The 19,729-nt window shown below is 46.3% G+C and carries 19 protein-coding genes and 1 tRNA gene; 11 read left to right on the forward strand and 9 right to left on the reverse strand.

Going from position 1 to position 19,729, the window contains the following annotated elements:
- Positions 1–12: 12 nt before the first annotated feature.
- The 3 genes from LSG37_RS10200 (at position 13) to LSG37_RS10210 (ending at position 3,296) form a co-directional block, all read left to right on the forward strand.
- Positions 13–1,644 carry an HD family phosphohydrolase gene (locus tag LSG37_RS10200; RefSeq protein ID WP_233079772.1) on the forward strand — a complete coding sequence of 544 codons (1,632 nt, stop codon included), beginning with the start codon at positions 13–15 and terminating at the stop codon, positions 1,642–1,644.
- 51 nt (positions 1,645–1,695) lie between these two features.
- Positions 1,696–2,463, forward strand: coding sequence for a type 2 periplasmic-binding domain-containing protein (locus tag LSG37_RS10205; protein ID WP_233079773.1), 768 nt, complete (start codon positions 1,696–1,698; stop codon positions 2,461–2,463).
- Between the two features lie 68 nt (positions 2,464–2,531).
- Positions 2,532–3,296, forward strand: a complete 765-nt coding sequence (locus tag LSG37_RS10210; protein WP_233079774.1) for a TerC family protein — start codon at positions 2,532–2,534, stop codon at positions 3,294–3,296.
- Positions 3,297–3,320: 24 nt separating this feature from the next.
- Here the strand turns inward: LSG37_RS10210 and LSG37_RS10215 are convergent, their stop codons facing one another.
- The 4 genes from LSG37_RS10215 to LSG37_RS10230 form a co-directional block, all read right to left on the reverse strand.
- The gene (locus LSG37_RS10215; RefSeq protein ID WP_233079775.1) at positions 3,321–4,352 is read right to left on the reverse strand and encodes a DUF2955 domain-containing protein; all 1,032 of its coding nucleotides are present in this window, start codon (positions 4,350–4,352) and stop codon (positions 3,321–3,323) included.
- Between the two features lie 35 nt (positions 4,353–4,387).
- Entirely contained in the window at positions 4,388–5,452 is a 1,065-nt protein-coding gene (locus LSG37_RS10220) for an HlyD family secretion protein (protein WP_233079776.1), read from the reverse strand.
- Entirely contained in the window at positions 5,449–5,901 is a 453-nt protein-coding gene (locus LSG37_RS10225) for a MarR family winged helix-turn-helix transcriptional regulator (protein WP_233079777.1), read from the reverse strand. The genes LSG37_RS10220 and LSG37_RS10225 overlap by 4 nt, the downstream gene beginning before the upstream one ends.
- Positions 5,902–6,032: 131 nt before the next feature.
- Positions 6,033–6,659: a trimeric intracellular cation channel family protein gene (locus tag LSG37_RS10230; RefSeq protein ID WP_233079778.1), complete on the reverse strand. Its 627-nt coding sequence runs from the start codon at positions 6,657–6,659 to the stop codon at positions 6,033–6,035.
- A gap of 131 nt (positions 6,660–6,790) precedes the next feature.
- Between LSG37_RS10230 and LSG37_RS10235 the strand changes: the two genes are divergently transcribed.
- Positions 6,791–7,756, forward strand: coding sequence for an aq_1923 C-terminal domain (locus LSG37_RS10235; RefSeq protein WP_233079779.1), 966 nt, complete (start codon positions 6,791–6,793; stop codon positions 7,754–7,756).
- Between the two features lie 142 nt (positions 7,757–7,898).
- Here LSG37_RS10235 and LSG37_RS10240 read toward each other — a convergent pair whose 3' ends face one another.
- The 5 genes from LSG37_RS10240 to leuA form a co-directional block, all read right to left on the reverse strand.
- Positions 7,899–8,270 carry a DUF3718 domain-containing protein gene (locus LSG37_RS10240; protein WP_233079780.1) on the reverse strand — a complete coding sequence of 124 codons (372 nt, stop codon included), beginning with the start codon at positions 8,268–8,270 and terminating at the stop codon, positions 7,899–7,901.
- 304 nt (positions 8,271–8,574) lie between these two features.
- Positions 8,575–9,177: a 3-isopropylmalate dehydratase small subunit gene (gene leuD / locus LSG37_RS10245; protein WP_233079781.1), complete on the reverse strand. Its 603-nt coding sequence runs from the start codon at positions 9,175–9,177 to the stop codon at positions 8,575–8,577.
- Positions 9,174–10,598 (reverse strand): 3-isopropylmalate dehydratase large subunit, encoded by a 1,425-nt coding sequence (leuC, locus tag LSG37_RS10250; protein WP_233079782.1) that lies wholly within the window; start codon positions 10,596–10,598, stop codon positions 9,174–9,176. The genes leuD and leuC overlap by 4 nt, the downstream gene beginning before the upstream one ends.
- Complete coding sequence (gene leuB / locus LSG37_RS10255) at positions 10,598–11,680, reverse strand: 3-isopropylmalate dehydrogenase (RefSeq protein ID WP_233079783.1); 1,083 nt, start codon at positions 11,678–11,680, stop codon at positions 10,598–10,600. Before leuB ends, leuC begins: the two co-directional genes overlap by 1 nt.
- 2 nt (positions 11,681–11,682) lie before the next feature.
- The gene (leuA, locus tag LSG37_RS10260) at positions 11,683–13,254 is read right to left on the reverse strand and encodes a 2-isopropylmalate synthase (protein ID WP_233079838.1); all 1,572 of its coding nucleotides are present in this window, start codon (positions 13,252–13,254) and stop codon (positions 11,683–11,685) included.
- A 476-nt stretch (positions 13,255–13,730) separates the two neighbouring features.
- On the opposite strand from leuA, the gene LSG37_RS10265 reads away from it, so the two are divergent.
- The 7 genes from LSG37_RS10265 to LSG37_RS10295 all read left to right on the forward strand — a co-directional run bounded on the left by LSG37_RS10265 (position 13,731) and on the right by LSG37_RS10295 (position 19,725).
- Positions 13,731–13,817: transfer RNA gene (locus LSG37_RS10265), tRNA-Leu, on the forward strand.
- A 101-nt stretch (positions 13,818–13,918) separates the two neighbouring features.
- Positions 13,919–15,148: an adenosine deaminase family protein gene (locus LSG37_RS10270; RefSeq protein WP_233079784.1), complete on the forward strand. Its 1,230-nt coding sequence runs from the start codon at positions 13,919–13,921 to the stop codon at positions 15,146–15,148.
- A gap of 459 nt (positions 15,149–15,607) precedes the next feature.
- Positions 15,608–15,808: a hypothetical protein gene (locus LSG37_RS10275; RefSeq protein WP_233009248.1), complete on the forward strand. Its 201-nt coding sequence runs from the start codon at positions 15,608–15,610 to the stop codon at positions 15,806–15,808.
- Positions 15,809–16,018: 210 nt separating this feature from the next.
- On the forward strand, positions 16,019–17,437 hold the full coding sequence (locus tag LSG37_RS10280; RefSeq protein ID WP_233079785.1) for a sensor histidine kinase: 1,419 nt from the start codon (positions 16,019–16,021) through the stop codon (positions 17,435–17,437).
- Complete coding sequence (locus LSG37_RS10285) at positions 17,434–18,009, forward strand: YtzC family protein (RefSeq protein ID WP_233079786.1); 576 nt, start codon at positions 17,434–17,436, stop codon at positions 18,007–18,009. The genes LSG37_RS10280 and LSG37_RS10285 overlap by 4 nt, the downstream gene beginning before the upstream one ends.
- Positions 18,010–18,012: 3 nt before the next feature.
- On the forward strand, positions 18,013–19,362 hold the full coding sequence (locus LSG37_RS10290; protein ID WP_233079787.1) for a sigma 54-interacting transcriptional regulator: 1,350 nt from the start codon (positions 18,013–18,015) through the stop codon (positions 19,360–19,362).
- A 36-nt stretch (positions 19,363–19,398) separates the two neighbouring features.
- Positions 19,399–19,725 (forward strand): DUF2288 domain-containing protein, encoded by a 327-nt coding sequence (locus LSG37_RS10295; RefSeq protein ID WP_233079788.1) that lies wholly within the window; start codon positions 19,399–19,401, stop codon positions 19,723–19,725.
- Positions 19,726–19,729: the final 4 nt, after the last annotated feature.

The raw sequence follows: 19,729 nt of genomic DNA on the forward strand, positions 1-19,729 counted from the left end.
TGGCAGTGAAAAATGATGACTGAACCTTCAGTATTACGACACCTGATAGAAATAGGCATTTCGTTGTCGGTAGAGCGGGATACAACCCGTCTGCTGGAGCGTATTTTAACTAGTGCTCAAACCTTAACTCAGGCAGACGGCGGCACTATTTATTCAGTGACGGCTGACAAGAGTCTGAAATTTGAGACCTTAATCAACAACTCGCTCAATATGTATATGGGCGGCAGCTCTGGCGTGCCTATCCCTTTCCCCTCTATTCCTATCTACACAGAGGGTCAGGTGAATCAACACGCCATAGTGGCTATTGCTGCCGCTGAAGGCGAAATGATCCATATTCCTGATGCATACGCCTGCCAGCAATACGATTTAAGCGCGGCTCGTAGTATGGATCAGCGCACCGGCTACCATACTCAGTCTGTGCTGACTGTACCGATGAAAAATCATGAAGGCGAACTCAATGGTGTATTGCAGCTGATCAATGCCACAGTGGATGGCAAAGTCAGTGCTTTTTCAACTCAGCAAATGGAATTGGTGCGCTCATTGGCTTCTTTAGCTGCTGTGGCGCTGACCAATAAGCAACTGATTGAAAATATGGAAGAGTTATTTCAAGGCATAGCACGGCTTATTGCTAAAGCTATAGATGAAAAATCACCTTACACAGCCGGACATTGCCGGCGGGTTCCTGAGTTGACCATGATGCTAGCCAGTGCGGTGCACCATTACAATACCGGACCTTTAGCAGACTTTGTACTGACAGATGCTGACCGTCACGAGCTAAGTGTCGCAGGCTGGTTGCATGACTGCGGCAAAATTGCCACGCCCGAATATGTAATGGATAAAGCCAGTAAGTTACAGACCATTTTTGACCGGATAGAGCTGGTCGACGCCAAAATCGAAATTGCTAAAAGGGACCTGGAGTTGAGTCTGGCTGGTCCTTTGTATCTGGCCTCGCATCAACAGGATCTGGAGCAAGTTGCTATATTGCAACAACAACTGGCGGATGGTTTGGCTGAGTTGGACGCTCAACGTGAATTTTTGCGTAAAGCCAATATTGGCGGCGAGTTTATGGATAAAAACGATCAGCAGCGCGTGGCTGATTTTGGCCGTCAACAGCAGATCCACATTGGTGGTCAGGTACAAAATCTGTTGTCTGACAATGAAATATATAACCTGAGTATAGCCCGTGGCACCCTGACTCCTGAAGAGCGGCAGATCATCAACCGTCATATGGATATTACCGTCGATATGCTGGAGTCTTTAACTTTCCCCAAACATTTACAAAGGGTGCCTGAGTTTGCTTGTGGTCATCATGAAAAAATGGATGGCACTGGTTATCCCAAAGGTCTGACGAAAGAACAAATGTCAGTGCCGGCCCGCATGATGGCAATCGCCGATATTTTTGAAGCCTTAACGGCGTCCGACCGACCTTACAAAGAGGGGAAGCCTTTAAGCGAATGTCTGGCCATTATGGGGCGAATGAAAGAAAACCAGCATATAGACCCAGACCTGTTTGATATTTTTATCGATCAAAAAGTCTATCTGCAGTATGCAGAGCAGTTTTTAAAACCGGGCCAACTGGATCAGGTCGAGCTGAACTCTATTCCGGGCTATTTGCCACCAGAGCAAAGGTATTCAGGTAAATAGGCTCTGAATAAACTAGGCTTACAGCAGTGTCATTGAAGAAATTGGAGTTGCATGCGCCTTGCACTTGTTTTGTTATTCGGTGGTTGTTTCTGTTGGAGCCTGCAGGCGAAAACCTATGTGATAGGGATAGAGCAACTGGATTATTATCCACATTACGATTTTTTGTCGCCGCAGCCACGCGGCTATTTTTTTGATCTGATCCAGCTCTACAGCCAATGGAGTGGTGACGAGTTTCGCTTCAAGGCTTTGCCTGTCAAACGCTTATACAAAGACTCTGTGGAGTTAACTGACTTTGTTTACCCGGATAACAAGGCATGGCAACCTCATTTAGATATCGATCAGAACCTGGCCAAATACTTCAGTGCTCCGGTGATTTATACCTTAGGTTCCTCACTGGTTTTACCGGAAAAACGTTTTATGCAGCTGGCTGATTTTAAAGTGCTGGCCAATATTCATGGTTTTTCGCCTAGCCTGTGGCTGCAACTGAAGCAAACTCATAAGTTTAAAATTCTGGATGTAGCTGATGCTGAATCGGCCTTACGTATGGCGATCCGGGGCAGGGTGGACGCTGCAAATGTCGAATACAATGTAGCTCAGTACCATTTACAACAAATGCAGTCGCCTGGCGCATTAGTGATGGCGGAACATCTGCCTTTTACCAATCTTGCTTTTCATTTATCCAGCCAAAAGCATCCGGAGCAAATTCGGCGTTTTAATCAGTTTCTGATTGAACAACAAGACCAGATCCAACAATTGAAACAACGCTACGGTCTGGTTGAGTACAAGGAACAATTGCCAAAGCTGCAAGATAAACCCTAGGCTCCAGCTGAAATTCGTCAGTAAAGCCGCTACACTAGCCAGCATTAACTAAACCTTGGAAATCTTCTATGTTTGAATGGATCGCAAGTCCTGAAGCCTGGATTGCGTTGGGTACTCTTGCAGCTCTGGAAATAGTGCTGGGTATCGACAATATTATCTTCTTATCAATTTTGGTATCACGTTTACCTGCACATCAACGGGAGTTTGCTCGTCGTGTCGGTTTGGGTTTAGCCATGTTTGCCCGCCTGGCGTTGTTATTCTCAATTTCATGGGTGATGGGCTTAACTGAAAATTGGTTTACTGTGCTTGGCAACGATATTTCGGGCCGTGATGTCATCTTAATAGGTGGCGGTTTATTCCTGCTGGCCAAATCCACTCAGGAAATTCACCATAGCCTCGAAGGGGTTGAACAAGAAACAACTGGCCCTAAAGTGGTGGCCAACAGTTTGTTTATGGTGCTGATCCAAATTGCCATTTTAGACATTGTGTTCTCGCTGGATTCCGTGATCACAGCTGTGGGTCTGGTAAACGATATTGAGATTATGGCTATAGCTATTATTTCAGCAGTGCTTGTGATGTTGTTTGCGGCCAAATCCATTGGTGAATTTGTCGACGCCCACCCGTCTATTAAAATCCTGGCTCTGTCTTTCCTGATTTTAGTGGGTGTGACTTTAATGATTGAAGGTTTTGATGTGCATGTACCCAAAGGTTACATCTACTTTGCGATGGCTTTCTCTATGACTGTAGAAATGATCAATATCCGCATGCGTAAAAGCCGTAATGTAGTGAAGTTACACAAAGCTATGTCGGACAACGAAGCCGATAAGGGCTAAGTGAAAAAGACAGGAAAAGCCCCGTTAGTCACTGATTAACGGGGCTTTTTTATTCGCGTTTGTTTTAAAGTTGTGACGCTCCAGCTGCAAATACAACACTGTGGCTAAAAGCAAAGTTAAAACTACAGCAACACTGACGGAGCTGATGCGGTACAAAGCGCTGTACATCAAATCCTGATCCGGCTTTAAATACTGACCAAAAATAATAGCCATAGTTGTCATGCCACCAAAAGCTACACCAGAGCCCGGGCCTTCCAGTTGCTGAGCTCTGGCAAAAATCAGCATGCCAAAAAAGAACGCCAGTAGGGTTAAGGCTAAATGCTGGTAGTTGTCATACAACACCAACTGAGCCGCGATCGCATAGGCGGATCCCAGCAATACGCCTGACGCTCGTTTGATACCCGCCTGCACTATGCCAGTAAAACTCATAGGCAACAGAATAAGGATACTGCTGGCTTGAGCAGACAGCGAATCCTGCAAATCTAACAACTGAAAGACAACAAAAGACAAGGTTGCAATGGTAGCTGCGACCAGGCTTTGTTGTTGCTGTTCAAGCGGAGTTTTAGCCGGAGGCATGTGCATAGCTTGTTCTGGTACAGGAAAGAGCCAAATCACAGCACCACTAATCAGCAACGCAAACAACACCGCCAATAAAGCATTGCCAAGCATCTGACCCGGATCCATGCTGGGGTAGCTGGCAAAATGCAAAAAGATGCTGCCGTTAATAATGGCAATAGCAGCAAAAACAAAAAGTGCCCCTTTGGCCATCAGGCGGAATAACCACAAAAAATAGACAAAAACGGCCAGCGTCATGACAGCACTTAAAGCGCCGAGCCAGCTGTACAGCAACACCATAGCGCCAGCGAACAGGTTAGCCGACAGATACTGCAGCACAACAAAAGGCGTCAGTCTGGGGATTAACCCCAATAACAACACAGGGCTGATGGTAAAAAATACCCCCCATTGATCCGAGTTGGTCAGTTTGGCCAGCAGTAAGCCGAGGCTGGCACCAAAGGCCAGCCGCAGTACTTTATTAAAAGGGGTTGAAGCAAACATAACAAACCTTAAACGGCGTTAGTAAACACATATTTTTAATACACATAGTGCAGCAAGCTAATCAGCTGGATTTGGCTTTTTGCCAAAGCCGCCAGCAGGCTGTTGTCTTTGGGGATCAATTGCACAGTAGCCCGAGAGCCAACCACTAAAGCGGGCGGCATTTGCTGTTGCATCGCCAGATTCACTTTTAAGCGCTGTGCATCACGCACCCAGCGGCTGCTGCTGTCTGCTGTGGCTAAACGTCCATCCGGTGTGCTCTGGCCATTGGCAACACCTGCATCTATATCCCGCACTGAAGCGCTGAATACTTTGCCGGGTAGGGCATCAAAAGTGATCAATGCTTCGGTACCTTGTTGCACATGCAGCAGACTTTTTTCGCGAAACAAGGCACTGACCCAGCTTTGCTGAGTCGATACCAAAGCTACAGTAGCCTGATGACTGACCAGATTGGTACCAACTTCCAGTTGCAGATCTGTCACTATGCCATCGACATCGGCATACACCTTGGTTCTGTCCAGCTCAAGTTGGGCTACTGCCAACTGATTCCGGGCTTGTTTAATTTGCACCAGTTCCTGAGTCGGTATAGCCAATTCAGCTTCCCGTTCATTCAAAGCCGCAATGCTGGCTTGCAGTTCAGCTTTGGCTTTCAGTACTGAGGTCTGGCTTTGATCCAGTTGTTGGCGTGGGATAAGCTTTTGGTTATACAGCTGCTGAAAACGCTGATCTTCCCGTTGAGCTTCCTGCAAGGCAAAACGCGCTTGATCGACACGAGCTGTCGCACTTTGCAAAGCTGCACTCAACTGGCGGTTTTTTTGCTGGCTTTGCTCCAGCTGTAACTGGGCCAGTTCAAGTTTGAGTTGGTAGTCAGCCGGGTCCAGTTCAAATAATAAATCGCCTTTTTTAACCTGCTGATTGTTCTGCACCGCAACAGAGACAACCCGGCCTGGAACCTGAGGGGCGACCTGGACCACGTAACGTTGCACCAGACTGTCTGTAGTCACAGGCATATACAAATCAGCGGCCAGGTAATAACCAAACACCAGTGCAAACAATACTAAGGTCCATTTGATCCAGCGGTTAAACAGTTGTTCGGCGCTCATGATAAGTCTCCGGCTTTTTGATCCTGCAAAAGCACAGCGGCTTGTTGCAATACCAGACTCAGTAGTTGTGGAAGCTCTTGTTGCTGCTGTGGTGTTAAATTACTTAGTAATTGCTGCTGCAAAACACGGCGTTGCTGATTAATAGCGGCCACTAAGTCTGTTGCTGCAGGTTGCAAATACAAAGCCTTCTGGCGTCTGTCCTGCTCCGATGGTCGGCGTTCAATCAGCCCCTGTTTTTCCAGTTGATCCAGTACTGGTACTAAAGACGGGGTTTCTACTGCTAACAAGCGGGCCAGTTCGGTTTGGCTAACGCCTTGATGTTCAGCAATATAGACGAGCGCTATGCCGGAGCTTTGGGTCAGGCCCTGGCAGGCCAGTTGTTTATCCAATAAACAACGCCATTGACGTGACAGCAGGTGGACTTGCAGACCTAAACTTTGGAAACTCATAATTTGCTCGTTAATAATTAGGAAGCTAATTACATTTTAGTTAGCTTCCTAATTAATTTCAAGCCGGAGCAGCAAAAGCTCCATGTTTTCTGTAAATAAAAAACTACAAATGACCTGCTGGTTGTCTGGTTTTAGCGCAGATCGTCAGCCTTTTTGCCAAACACAGGAATGGTCAGATGCCAGCGAATAGCGGCTAAACGCAGGGTCAATAAGGCGGTCATCCCTGCCAGCATGGCGGGCATTTGTTCCACGCCAAAACCCAGCAGTTGCACGTACACCAGACCGCCAACTATGCAGGTAATAGCGTACAGCTCACCACGGAATACCATAGGAATTTCACGGCATAACACGTCACGGATCATGCCGCCACAAACGCCACTCATAGTGCCCATCATAATGGCAACAAAACCCGAGGTGCCATGATCCAATGCTTTCTGTGTACCCATAATGACAAAAAAAGCTAAACCAATAGCATCAGCAATTTGTAAGGTATTGTTTGGGATCACCAGTCGGTTACGAACAGCAAGAATGGTTAAAGCTGCTGCGGCAAAAATGGCGAGGAAGTAACTGTTGTTGCTTAACCAAATTACCGGAGAGTCGAGGATCAGATCCCGTAAAGTGCCGCCTCCTATGGCTGTCACAGTGGCCAGCACTATCACGCCAAAGCCATCCATTTGTTTTCGCCAGGCAGCCAAAGTGCCAGATATAGCAAATACAGCTATACCTAATAAATCAAACCAATGGAAATAGAGTTCCATAGCACACCAAGAAATGAGATGAATAACGTTAAATTAACAGGCTTTTACATTGAATCACAGGTTCAGGCAGGTGTTTTATTTTCTGCTCATGCTAGTATGACGTCGTTAGTTTTGTTGAAGGAAAAGGGAATATGGGTAAAAAGGTTTGGCTAGGGGCTGCGTTATTTGTATCGGCCAGTGCTTTGGCAGGTTTTTTTTATGCCAACCATCATGCGGAAGAACTGATGGCAGGACATATAGAGCGCAGTAATCAGCAGTACCTGCAATTGGCTGAATATGGCGATATGCCGCCTATTCATATGAGTTACAGCAAACTGTCCGCTAACGTCATTACCTCAAGCTATAAAATCCAGGATTTGCATATTGGTATTGCCGGTATGGGGGATTTAGTCACTATAGGTCAGGTCGAGCTTATTGGTTTACAGCGTGATGGTTTACCTGAAGACGGAGCTGCCCGACTCAAAGACTTAAAGCTGGCACCACAGGCTTTGGCTTCTTTGCCTCCTGAATTAGCGACTTATCTGGGTACTTTGTTGATGGAGCTGAGTTATCAGTACAAATACAAAGCGAAAACAGGTGAGTTGTCTTTTCAGCAAGAATTGCGTGTTAATCACCATTTTAACCTGAACTACCGTTTTGCTTTAACTGGGGTCACGGATCTGTGGCATTTCGCTGAAGAAGTGAAACAGCAGACTCCTGAACAGCAGCAGCAGCGGTCTGAGCAGCCTGAGTATTTACCTGATCTGATGAAAAAGGTGGGGTTGATAGCTATAGCCAATGGTTCGGTTGAAGTGGAAAACAAAGCCTTTTTACAGCAATTCTTTGATCAACTGGCTAAGTCACAAATCACCGCAGATTACACTGGCATGCAACAGCAATTAACTGCTGCTTTGCAACAGAATCCACAAATTCCGGCTCAAATTAGCGAGCCTGTGCTGGATTTTCTGCAGCAACCGGAACGCTTAAAACTCAGCTTTGAGTTTCAACAACCCCCTACTTTCTCCCAGATGCAGGATGGCTCGGCAATGGCGGGAATTGATACGGCGGAAGATTTTATCAGCTTTGCCAGTTTAACCCTGAAAGCAAATTCAAACTAAAACCTGACTAGTGTTTCATTCGGCACGTGACTAAAACGGCTCCTCAAGGAGCTGTTTTAGTCAATGATACTCTTGATAGTACAAGTCACTTAGGGGCTGGGGTTATTTCAGCCCAATAAGCTTCTATTGCGAAGAGGCTCTATTAATCCTGGCCGATACGGGCTTTAATATCGTTAATCAGTGGAGATGCGGCTAAACCGTTAGCTGCAGCCCAGGCTTCCAGGTCTTCTGCTACTAAAGCTTTAGCTGGCATCTGTTTTACAAAAAACGAACCAGTTTCATAAGCGTCACTGCGCATCGCAAATTTAATCAATGAATCACCATTGCATTGAATCGCGTCATAGACTTTACGAACGTTCACTTTGTTATCTGATAATACTTTACGTACGCGGTTTTTATCGTCTGCTTTAGTGTATTCACATAAAGAAGTGGCCCATTGGTCTTGTGCTAACGCCGCTGGCGCCGCTGCGAAATAAGCAGTTGCTACTACTGCTAATGTAACGAGCTTTTTCATAAAAATACCCCTTAGAGGTTTATAGGTGAACTGGTAAATTTGATAATAATGAAACTATATACTGTCGGGTACTACTTTGCCAAGTATTACCTGTATTTTCTGAGAAGCAAGTAGTCGATATAAATCAGTAGTTTATGGCTAGATGGCTGGCAGGTGAAGGCACTGTATTGGTTATGTCAATATTGGGTTATGAAACAAGGTGTTGTATAGGGAGGGGCTTGTCTCCTCCCGTCTATAGGGTACCGAGGTGCCCATAGACGGGCCGGGACAAACCGCGGCCCCTAAAGCCTGCACTAAAACCTGGTTAACCTAACCAGGGTTGTGCTGTGGCACGTTGTGTTTCATAGCTGGATATTTGTGGTTCAAACTGTTCGCTGGCACCGATAAAATCCAGGCCACTTAATAAACGCTGCTTAATGTCAGGGTCTATCTGAAAACCTACGGCAGCATTATTACCCAGAATAATCTGCTGGCCTGCCAAATCAATTTTCCATTCCTGCGTACCTTGCTGGCATCGACTGAATAAAAACTCGATATTGGATGCGCTTAGGCTGATCAGTAACATGCCGTTGTTAATGCTGTTATTAAAGAAAATATCGGCAAAACTCTCGGCAATCACCACGTTAAAACCATACTGCTGAATAGCCCAAGGCGCATGTTCACGGCTTGAACCGCAACCAAAGTTAGCCCGGGTCAGCAGAATAGAAGCTCCTTTGTATTGAGGCTCGTTTAACACAAAATCCGGGTTAGGTTGTTCATTGGCCAGATAACGCCAGTCATAAAACAAAGCTTCGGCAAAACCGTCGCGGCTGACCGAAGTTAAAAACTGCTTCGGAATAATCTGGTCGGTATCGACATTATTTTTATCTAAAGGGCAGACCAGCCCTTGTGCAAAAATCTGGCTCATGAGTAACTCCCTTCAGCGCGCTCTACATAAGAAATATCGACAAAATGACCGGCAATAGCTGCAGCTGCTGCCATAGCGGGGCTGACCAAATGAGTGCGGCTGCCACGGCCCTGACGGCCTTCAAAGTTGCGGTTTGAGGTGGAAGCACAACGCTGACCTGCTTCAACACGATCGTCGTTCATGCCTAAGCACATAGAGCAGCCTGGCTCACGCCATTCAAAACCAGAAGCTTTAAAAATATCAGCCAAACCTTCAGCTTCGGCCTGACGTTTCACCTGACCTGAGCCTGGTACTATTAAAGCGCGAACACCGGACGCTACTTGTTTGCCTTGCACCACAGCGGCGGCCTGGCGCAAATCTTCAATCCGGCTGTTGGTACAGGAACCAATAAAGACCACATCGACTTTCAGGTCGGTTAACTTCTGGCCCGCTTCAATACCCATATAAGCTAAAGCACGGCGCGCCGCGTCGGCCTTAATTAAATCGCTGAACGACTCAGGGGACGGAATAGGTTGATCTACAGCTATGACCTGCTCTGGGTTCGTCCCCCAGGTCACTTGTGGTCTGATGTTTTCTGCGGCAATAGTCACTGTTTTATCAAACACAGCATCAGCATCTGAATACAGGCTTTGCCAATACTGCACTGCGGCGTCCCAATGTTCTGCTTGTGGTGCGTGAGGTTTGCCTTTTAAATAGCTAAAAGTGACGTCATCCGGTGCTATTAAACCTGCTTTAGCACCCATTTCAATGCTCATATTACACAGCGTCATACGGCCTTCCATGCTCATGCCACGAATAGCAGAGCCACAGAATTCAGCCACATAACCATTACCACCAGCTGTACCTAACTGGCCTATCACTGCCATAATCACATCTTTGGGTGTAACAAAAGGCGATAAAGAACCTGTGACTTCCACTTTTAAGGTTTTTGCCACTTGCTGCTGCAAAGTTTGGGTCGCCAGCACGTGTTCTACTTCAGAAGTACCAATACCAAAGGCGATAGCGCCAAAAGCACCATGAGTGGAGGTGTGAGAATCACCACAAACAATAATCATACCCGGCTGAGTTAAACCCAGTTCAGGGCCAATCACATGCACTATGCCTTGATCCGGGTGCATTAAATCCAGCAAAGGCACATTAAATTCTTTGCAGTTGGTCGCCAATGCTTCCAGCTGTTTACGTGAGGTTTCCCCTGCCGCATCTATGCTACGCAGCTGAGTCGAGACGTTATGGTCCATAGTGGCATAAGTTAAATCAGGACGGCGTACAGTGCGGCCAGCCTGACGCAAACCAGCAAAAGCCTGAGGGCTGGTGACTTCATGTATTAAATGCCGGTCAACAAACAACAAATCTGTGCTGCCATTCACTGGAGCCACCACATGGCTTTGGTAAATTTTCTGATATAAGGTTTTGGCCATCATTAAGCTCTCTTTGTATCAATAGCGTTTAAGGCGGCAATCACTGCAGCGCCTACATCTGCTGTGCCATAACTGGATGCTGAGTTAATATCGCGCGTCACTATGCCTTGCTCTAAGGTACTGGCAACGGCCTGCTCAATGGCACGGGCTGCTGCTTCTTCGGCAAAACTGTACCGCAGCATTAAAGCCGCACTTAAAATCTGAGCTATAGGGTTGGCAATACCTTTGCCTGCGATATCGGGAGCTGTGCCACCCGCTGGCTCGTACAAACCAAAGTTAGAACCGTTTAAGCTGGCAGACGGCAATAAACCTAAAGAGCCGGCAATGGCGGCAATTTCGTCTGACAAAATATCGCCAAACAGGTTGTCGCATAACAACACATCAAAATGCTGCGGCGCCCGAATAAGCTGCATAGCCGCGTTGTCGATATACATGTGCTCCAACTGCACTTGTGGGTAGTCTTTGGCGACACGTTCTACTACTTCACGCCATAACACACTGGTCGCCAGTACATTGGCTTTGTCGATGGACGTCACTTTATTACGGCGTTTAGTCGCGGCTTCAAAGGCTACCCGGCTGATGCGTTCAATTTCGCTGACACTGTATTTTTGTGTATCAAAAGCTGCGTCTTCAGTACGGCCTTTTTCACCAAAATAAATACCACCTGTCAGTTCACGCACACATAAAATATCCATGCCCTGGCTGCTGATTTTTGGATGCAAAGGTGATAACTCGGCAAAAGCCGGGTAAATCTGACCTGGGCGTAAGTTACAGAACAAATCAAAGGTTTTACGAAGTGGCAATAACGAAGCGCGTTCTGGCTGCTGAGCCGGTGGCAGGCTGGTCCACTTAGGGCCGCCTACTGAACCAAATAAAATAGCATCACTGCTTTTGCATAAATCCAGTGTCGCGTCCGGCAAAGCCACGCCCGTTGCATCAATAGCAGCGCCACCAATTAAAGCTTCAGTGCTTTGAATGTTGAAACCAAATTTATCTGACACTACAGCCAGTACTTTTAACGCCTGAACCATCACTTCAGGGCCTATACCATCTCCGGCCAATACGGCAATTTTATAGTTTTTCATTGTTACTTCTCTGTCTGTGATTCAGATAAACGTCTGGCCTGCTTGGCGGCGTCTACCTGTTTACTACGTTCAATTAAATTTAAGACGTGCACATAAGCTAAAACTGAAGATCGCACTATGTCAGTGGCTAAGCCTGCACCGTGATAACGGCGGCCCTGATGTTCGGCAATAATATCCACTTGCCCCAAAGCATCTTCACCGCTGCCTTTAGCCTGTAAGTTAAAGTCGACCATTGTGACTTCTGTGCCAACAATACGCTGAATGGCCTGAAACGACGCTTCAACAGGGCCATTTCCTGTGGCTGCTTCAGTATGGGTTTCGCCATTAATGCTGATGCCCACAGTAGCGCTGGCCACATGGCCGGTATGGGTGGAAGAACTTAAAAACTCCAGTTTATACGGCTCGTTGGTGTCCTGTAAGTTCTGGAAAAACACCAGCGCTTCTAAGTCGTAATCAAAGACACGGCCTTTTTGATCAGCTAAGGTAACAAAAGCTTGGTAGATTTCGTCTAAGTTGTAATCTTCGTTGGTGTAACCCATTTCGCTTAAACGATGCTGGATCACAGCGCGGCCAGAGCGGGAGGTCAGGTTTAATTCGTTCTGACGAATACCAACCTGCTCAGGCGACATAATTTCGTAGGTGTTTTGCGCCTTTAATACGCCATCCTGGTGAATACCTGAGGAGTGGGCAAAAGCGTTTTCACCGACAATAGCTTTGTTTGGCTGAATCGGCATATGGCAAATCTGGCTAACCAAATGACTGCTGCGGTAAATTTCAGTGCTTTTAATGTCGGTGTAAAACGGCAGAATGTCCGGGCGGGTTTTGATAATCATCGCCACTTCTTCTAACGAACAGTTACCTGCGCGTTCGCCGATACCGTTGACCGTACATTCAATCTGACGGGCACCGGCCTGAACTGCTGTAATACTGTTCGCCACAGCTAAACCTAAATCGTTATGGCAGTGCACACTTAAAATGGCCTGATCAATATTGGGCACTTTATTGCGCAGGTCAGTAATGATGCGGGCAAATTCATTCGGAATGGTGTAGCCCACAGTGTCTGGAATATTAATGGTGCGGGCACCGGCCTTAATAGCGGCTTCGACAATACGGCATAAATCATCAATAGGAGTGCGGCCTGCATCTTCACAGGAAAACTCGACATCATCTGTGTAACGACGCGCCAGTTGAATAGCTGCAACCGCCTGTTCAGTGGCTTGTTCTAAAGTGCGGCGTAATTTGTACTGTAAATGCAAAGGCGAGGTGGCGATAAAGGTGTGAATACGGCGACGTTCTGCATTAGCCAAGGCCTGACCACAGGCTTCAATATCAGCGCTGACAGCGCGGGCCAGACCACAAATAATAGGGCCCTTGACCTGGGTTGCTATGCTTTGCACCGATTCAAAGTCACCTGGCGATGACACAGGAAAACCCACTTCCATCACATCAACATTTAAGCGGGCAATAGCATGAGCCAGCTGAATTTTTTGCTTGTGGCTTAAACTGGCACGCAACGCCTGCTCGCCGTCTCTTAAGGTAGTATCAAAAATCCAGATTTTGTCCTGACCACTCATCACATTTTCCTCATTCATTGATTAAAACCCGTTTTGGTGGCCTTGGTTAAAACAAAAAACCCCGGCCTGTGGCACGGGGTTTTTGGTTTACTGGTACAGTCGTTTTACCAATGCACAAAGCCCCGTGGCCTGTTGAGGAGCACGAGGAGAGTGAGCAGGTTAGCGAAACGCTGATTTAAATTCATTGTTGTTGGGTCTTCATTGGGTTTAATTTATACAACTGCTATTAGTAATATCACGGCACTTTTGGCTTTGCAACAGTATAGACGGCTAAATATCTAAGTATTTTTGTTCGGTGTTGCTTGGCGAGGCGGTGTTTTTTGCAGCAACAGCAGAGAAATACAGTTGTTTTTGTTGAAAAATTAGGCGGTTGATGCGTTTTTTTAGTTTTTTTATGAAAAACACATGACGAATGCCTGTTATTCAGCATAAAATGCGCCCCGTTCTGCCAGTGTTATCAAACACGCTCTGCTCATGCCCGGGTGGTGAAATCGGTAGACACAAGGGATTTAAAATCCCTCGCTCGAAAGGGCGTGCCGGTTCAAGTCCGGCCCCGGGCACCATTTCTTCTCTGTAATACCTTGCTCATTCCCTTTTAAATTCCTGTTCTACCACTAAACTGCTATAACTAAAACACCTTGTTAATTTACAGGTTTATTCTGTTATGCATTTTTACTCTATTGATTTTATTAAAGAAATGCCAAAGTCCGATCTGCATTTGCATTTAGACGGCAGCTTACGTTTAGACAGCCTGATTGAGATGGCCGCCAAAGCCGGTGTGAAACTACCCAGTCAGACAGTGGAAGGTTTAAAAGAGCTGGTGTTTAAAGACAGCTATCAGAACCTGGGTGAATACCTGCATTGTTTCCAATACACTTGTGCAGTGCTGCGCGACATGGACAATCTGGAGCGCGCAGCTTACGAGCTTGCCATCGACAACCAGCTTGAAGGCGTAAACTACATCGAAGTGCGTTTTGCGCCTCAGTTATTAATCGACCTGCCAACAGGCATAGATTTTGACCGGGTTATGCATGCGGTCAACAATGGTCTGAAACGAGCGCAGCAGGAATACAACAGTCAGGCTGCGATTCTGAACGGCGACAAACCACCTTTTGCTTACGGCATCATTAACTGCGCTATGCGGATGTTTGGCGACAAAGGCTTTTCTCCTTATTACACCAATTTATTCCAGTTGATGCGCGATTTCAGCCCTATTGAAGTTATTAAGCTGGCGGCTATGGAATTAGTGCGCGCCAGTGTGCGGCTGCGGGATGAAGCTGGCATTCCAATAGTGGCTTTGGACTTAGCAGGGCAGGAGTCTGGTTATCCGGCCAGTAAATTTAAAGAAGTGTATGAGTTTGCTCATCAGCACTTTTTACTGAAAACCTTACATGCCGGCGAAGCTTATGGCGCTGAAAGTGTGTTTGAGGCTATTACCGAATGCTACGCCGACCGCATAGGCCACGGTTATTCGTTGTTTGTGCCGGAAATGATCCAGGATCCGGCCATCAAAGATAAACAAAAGTACATTCGTGAATTGGCTTCTTATATAGCCGACAAACGTATCGCTATTGAAGTCTGTTTAACCAGCAACCTGCAAACCAACCCAGGCATCAGCGACATCAAAGCGCATAAACTCGGCGATATGCTGGATCACCGTATTGTCACTGTAATTTGCACTGACAACAGATTGGTGTCGAACACCACAGTCAGCCGTGAATACAAACTGGCGCTAGATAACTTTGATATTCCACTGAAGCGCTTAAAAGATATGGTGGCCTATGGCTTTAAGAAAAGCTTTTTCCCAGGCAGCTATGTAGAAAAGCGCCAGTACGCTAAACAATGTTTAGAGTACTTCGATAAAGTTGCGCAAAAATACGGCTTTATTAACTAACCTGAAAATGGGGTCATATCACATTGTTAACAGTTAACAATGTGATATGACCCCAAAGTCCCTTAGCTAGTCTCAAATGCCCTCATTTTTTCTAATTTTAAGTTATTGAATTAATAAAGAATTATCACTTCTTAATAAATCCAGGCAAAACTGTCGCAAAAAGCATACATCCTAAGTTATTGAAATATATAGATATTAAATTAACCCTTGTTTTGCTGTTGCTAATTAGCGACAGATCTTTTGGGGTTTCTGTTCAGTTTCAAAAGAAAGTGAAAATAAAATTACTTAAGTTATTGATATTTAATGGTTAAAAAATAATTTTCAAACTTGGCACGGACTCTGCATTTATTGGTTCGTAACGGTAAATTAGGTAAGAGGTACGATGTTGTTACTCTTACCTAATTTACCGGCAGGCTCAGCAAAACGCTGAAATGAACAGTAGTAAAGACGGGGTGAATTATGGACTTATTTTTAATCGCAGCTATCGCATTCTTTATGGTTAACGCTTTTGTATTCGTAACCTACATGCGCAAAATTGATTTAAACGGCAATGCAGTTTTAGAGTTAGAGCGTGTTCAAGCCGCTGATGCTTATGCCCGCACTGCTGCTAAAGTACGTAAAGCACGCACTGCAGTTGCATTGGAACAAGCCACTAACTAATTAGTTGCTTTGAATTGATGAAAGCCAGTCTCCGACTGGCTTTTTTTATTCGCTGCCATCCATGGCGCTCACCCACATTGGATTGGAATTTGAGACGGGCGGGGACAAGCCCACGCCCCTACGGGTTAAAAATCGTTCCAGACGATTTTTTTACCTGCCTGTTTAAATCCGTTATGATAAGCGCCTGATTTTTCGTGGAACCCTGTCCTGATGCGAATGCCTGTTCAGCCCGCTTCCCTGCGGCAGTTTGTTTTACTCAGCTTTTTTATGGCGTTAATTCCACTTGGGGTTTTGTTGTGGCAAAGTCATAGCGCCTTATCTGATGTCAGCCGTTATGCCATAGCTGAAGCCGAAAGTTCGGTTGCTAATGTACGGCGTGCTGAAAATATGCAAAAGCTGGTGAATGACATTGAACGTTCAGTGTTGCAGTTCAGCATTCTGAAAACCGATGCCTTGTCACAGCTGGCTGCCACTCACTTAACTAACTATCAACAGAATCTGGCTTCTGTTTGCCTGAATTTGGCTCAGCCTGTGCTTTGTGCGCAACAACAGCAACTCCTGGAATTGTTGTTTAATAGTTATCTGCTTGAAAGTAATGAAGAACTAAGCCCTATTCTGCAAAAGATCCGTCAGCAGCAAGTGCAATTAACCCAAGTGATCTGGGCTTTACTGGAACAACGATTACAGCAGCAGCAAGTCTATGCCGAAAAAGCGCAAAGCCATCTCGCCTGGCAAACAGTGGCTTTAGTGGTACTGACCTTATTGATGGTACTTTGGGCTTCGGCCCGTATTACAGCTCCGGTGAAAATGCTCGATACCATGATCCGTTCTATTGGCCAGGCAAGTCATCATTTCCCACATGATAAAGTGGATGGCCCACGTGAACTGACCGAACTGGGTGAGCAGTTGCGTTGGCTGGCATCACGTTTACAGCAATTAGAAGCGCTACGACTGATTTTATTACGTCATGCATCCCATGAATTAAAAACGCCTTTGTCCAGTATTCGCGAAGGCTGTGCGTTATTGAGTGAACAGTTAGTCGGGCCTTTGAACCCTCAGCAAAAGGAAGTGGTCAGTTTACTCAATGGCAGTGCGGACAGATTAAGTGTGCTGACCGAGCAATTACTGGATTACAACAAGTTATTGCAACAAGCCAAGCCTGAGTTTGGCTGGCACGACAGCGAAACTCTGCTACAAAACTGCTTTAATGACCATGCGTTATCTTTGCAGCAGCGAGAGCAAAAAATAGTGCTGGATTGTCAGTTAGCCCGTATTTACACCGACTCTATGTTGTTCAGACGTATTCTGGACAATTTGATCAACAATGCGCAGGCTTATGGTGCTGAGGGCAGTAATGTCTGGGTCAATTTACGCCAGCATGACAAATTTATGCTATTGGATGTGGCGAATAACGGCACCCCTATTCCTGCTGAATTGCGGGCTAAATTGTTTGAGCCCTTCCAGCGTGGTAAAGCCCCTCGTTTTGATGCGGTGCAAGGTTCTGGTTTAGGTTTATCTATTGTTGCCGACTGCGCCCGTTTATTAGGCGGTCTGGCAGAAATTATCGATGTCAGTTACGCCGATGTGTGTATTCAGGTGCGTTTGCCTTTAGTTGAGGATGCGGTATGAAAGTTTGGTTAAGTCTTGGCCTTTGTCTGGTATTAACAGCCTGTCAGGGTGTTAAACCTGTGACTCCAGTGGTTAATAAAACTATTCCAAAAGTGGAACCAGCACAAACTCAACTGGTGGAAGCGCCTAAACCAGTGAAAGCGGAACTGGCTATTGCCGATGATGCATTAACCTTGCAGGCTTGGCGTGATTTCCGCGCACAATTACTGTTGATGCCTGTAGCGGAGCGGGATTTATTGTTACGGAGTTTCAAAACCAGTCCTGTCACTACCTTACAAACCTTATTGATCAAACTGCATCCGGACAGCCCTTATGCTGTGCGTTTTGCTGCTCAAACTCAGTTGAACGACAAACTGACCACTTTACCTAAAGGCCTGGCTGATCTATTGCGTTGGGATTTAGCCTACAACCAAAAGCTATTAGAAAGTGAGTCCGCAGTCACAGCCTTATCTCGTCTGAATGCCCAGCAGCAAGAACAGTTAGATAAGCTGCGAAAGCAAAGCAAAGACTTACAAAAGAAAATTGATGCACTGACTCAAATTGAAGCCAAACTAAACCAGACAGGAAACTAAATCATGAGCAATGGCGCCCGGTTATTGCTGGTGGATGATGATCCCAGCTTATTACGTTTACTGACGTTACGGCTTGAAGGGGAAGGTTATCAGGTGATCAGTGCAGACTGTGCTGAAACTGCCTTGGTATTGCTTGGCAAAAATAAAGTGGATGTGGTGCTGAGTGACCTGCGTATGCCGGGTTTAGATGGCATGGCCTTGTTTGATGAAATCGCTAAGAGGCATCAGGGGTTGCCTGTGGTGTTAATGACAGCACATGGTTCTATTCCGGAAGCCGTAGCAGCCACTCAGCGTGGTGTTTTTGGTTTCTTAACCAAGCCACTGAACAACAACGACTTACGTGATATTTTAGCTCAGGCTGTCCATCAATCTCATGTGCCAAGTAAAGATGAATGGCGCACTGACATCATTACTCGCAGCAAAGTGATGGAACAGGTGCTGGATCAGGCGTACCGCGTTGCACAACGTGACGTCAGTGTACTGATCACAGGTGCCAGCGGTACAGGTAAAGAAATGCTGGCCAAAGCCATTCATAAAGCCAGCCCTCGTGCCAAAGGCCATTTTGTCGCTATTAACTGTGGCGCTTTACCGGAGCATTTGTTGGAATCCGAACTTTTTGGTCATACCAAAGGGGCTTTCACCGGTGCTGTGACTGAGCATTTAGGTTTGTTCCGCGAAGCAGATGGTGGCACTTTATTCCTTGATGAAATTGGCGATATGCCGATGCCATTGCAGGTGAAGTTATTGCGGGCTTTGCAGGAGCGGCAAATTCGTCCTGTCGGCAGCACTAAAACCATTGCTATAGATGTGCGGGTATTGTCGGCAACTCACCGGGATTTAAAGCAGGCAATGCAGGAACAAAGTTTCCGCGAAGATTTGTATTACCGCTTAAACGTGGTGAATTTGCAGTTACCGACTTTAAGAGAGCGGGCTGAAGATATTCCGTTATTAGCCCGTCATGTGCTGCAACAAAATGCAGAACGTCATGGTGTGCAGGTCAACCGCTTTTCCGAAGATGCTATGCAAGCATTGGTCACAGCTCAGTGGCCTGGCAATGTGCGTCAACTGGTGAATGTGGTTGAACAATGTGTGGCTTTAACTCACAGCCCTGTGCTGAGCGTTGCTTTAGTGGAGCAGGCGTTATCACAGAACCGCAGTTTTTGGCCCACCTTAAGCGAAGCCCGGGATCAGTTTGAGCGTCAGTATTTAATACGTGTATTAAAAATGGCGGAAGGCAACGTCACCCGGGCTGCGGAATTAGCCGGACGCAACAGAACAGACTTTCATAAACTGCTGAAGAAACATGAACTCAGCGCTTCTCAGGTGTCAGAGCAAAGCGACGAACTTGAATAGCAAAGCGATGAATTGGAATAACGAAGAGATTGATTGATGCACGAAAATTTTGAAGTAGAACCCGATGTACTGAAAGCTAAAATCATCAGTGAAACCGCGCGGATCCACTGGCTGGAGCTGCAGAAGTTTTATGCCGCAGGCTCTGTGGTTCAGGTTTCTGCACAACTGGATTTGGTCGATGTGGCTTTTGCTTTTAGTCAGGATGATAAAGCCGCTGTGCAACACTGGTTGCAGGCAGGTTTGGTAGACAGAGTCAATGATACACAAGCTCAGCTGTGGGTAGAGCAACAGGCCGAGCTTTGGGCTGTGGTAATTTCTCCCTGGATTTTGGTGCAGGATAAAGCTGCTCAAGCTACTCATTAATCAG

The sequence above is a fragment of the Rheinheimera soli genome (genome assembly GCF_021290985.1).
Lineage (GTDB): Bacteria > Pseudomonadota > Gammaproteobacteria > Enterobacterales > Alteromonadaceae > Pararheinheimera > Pararheinheimera soli.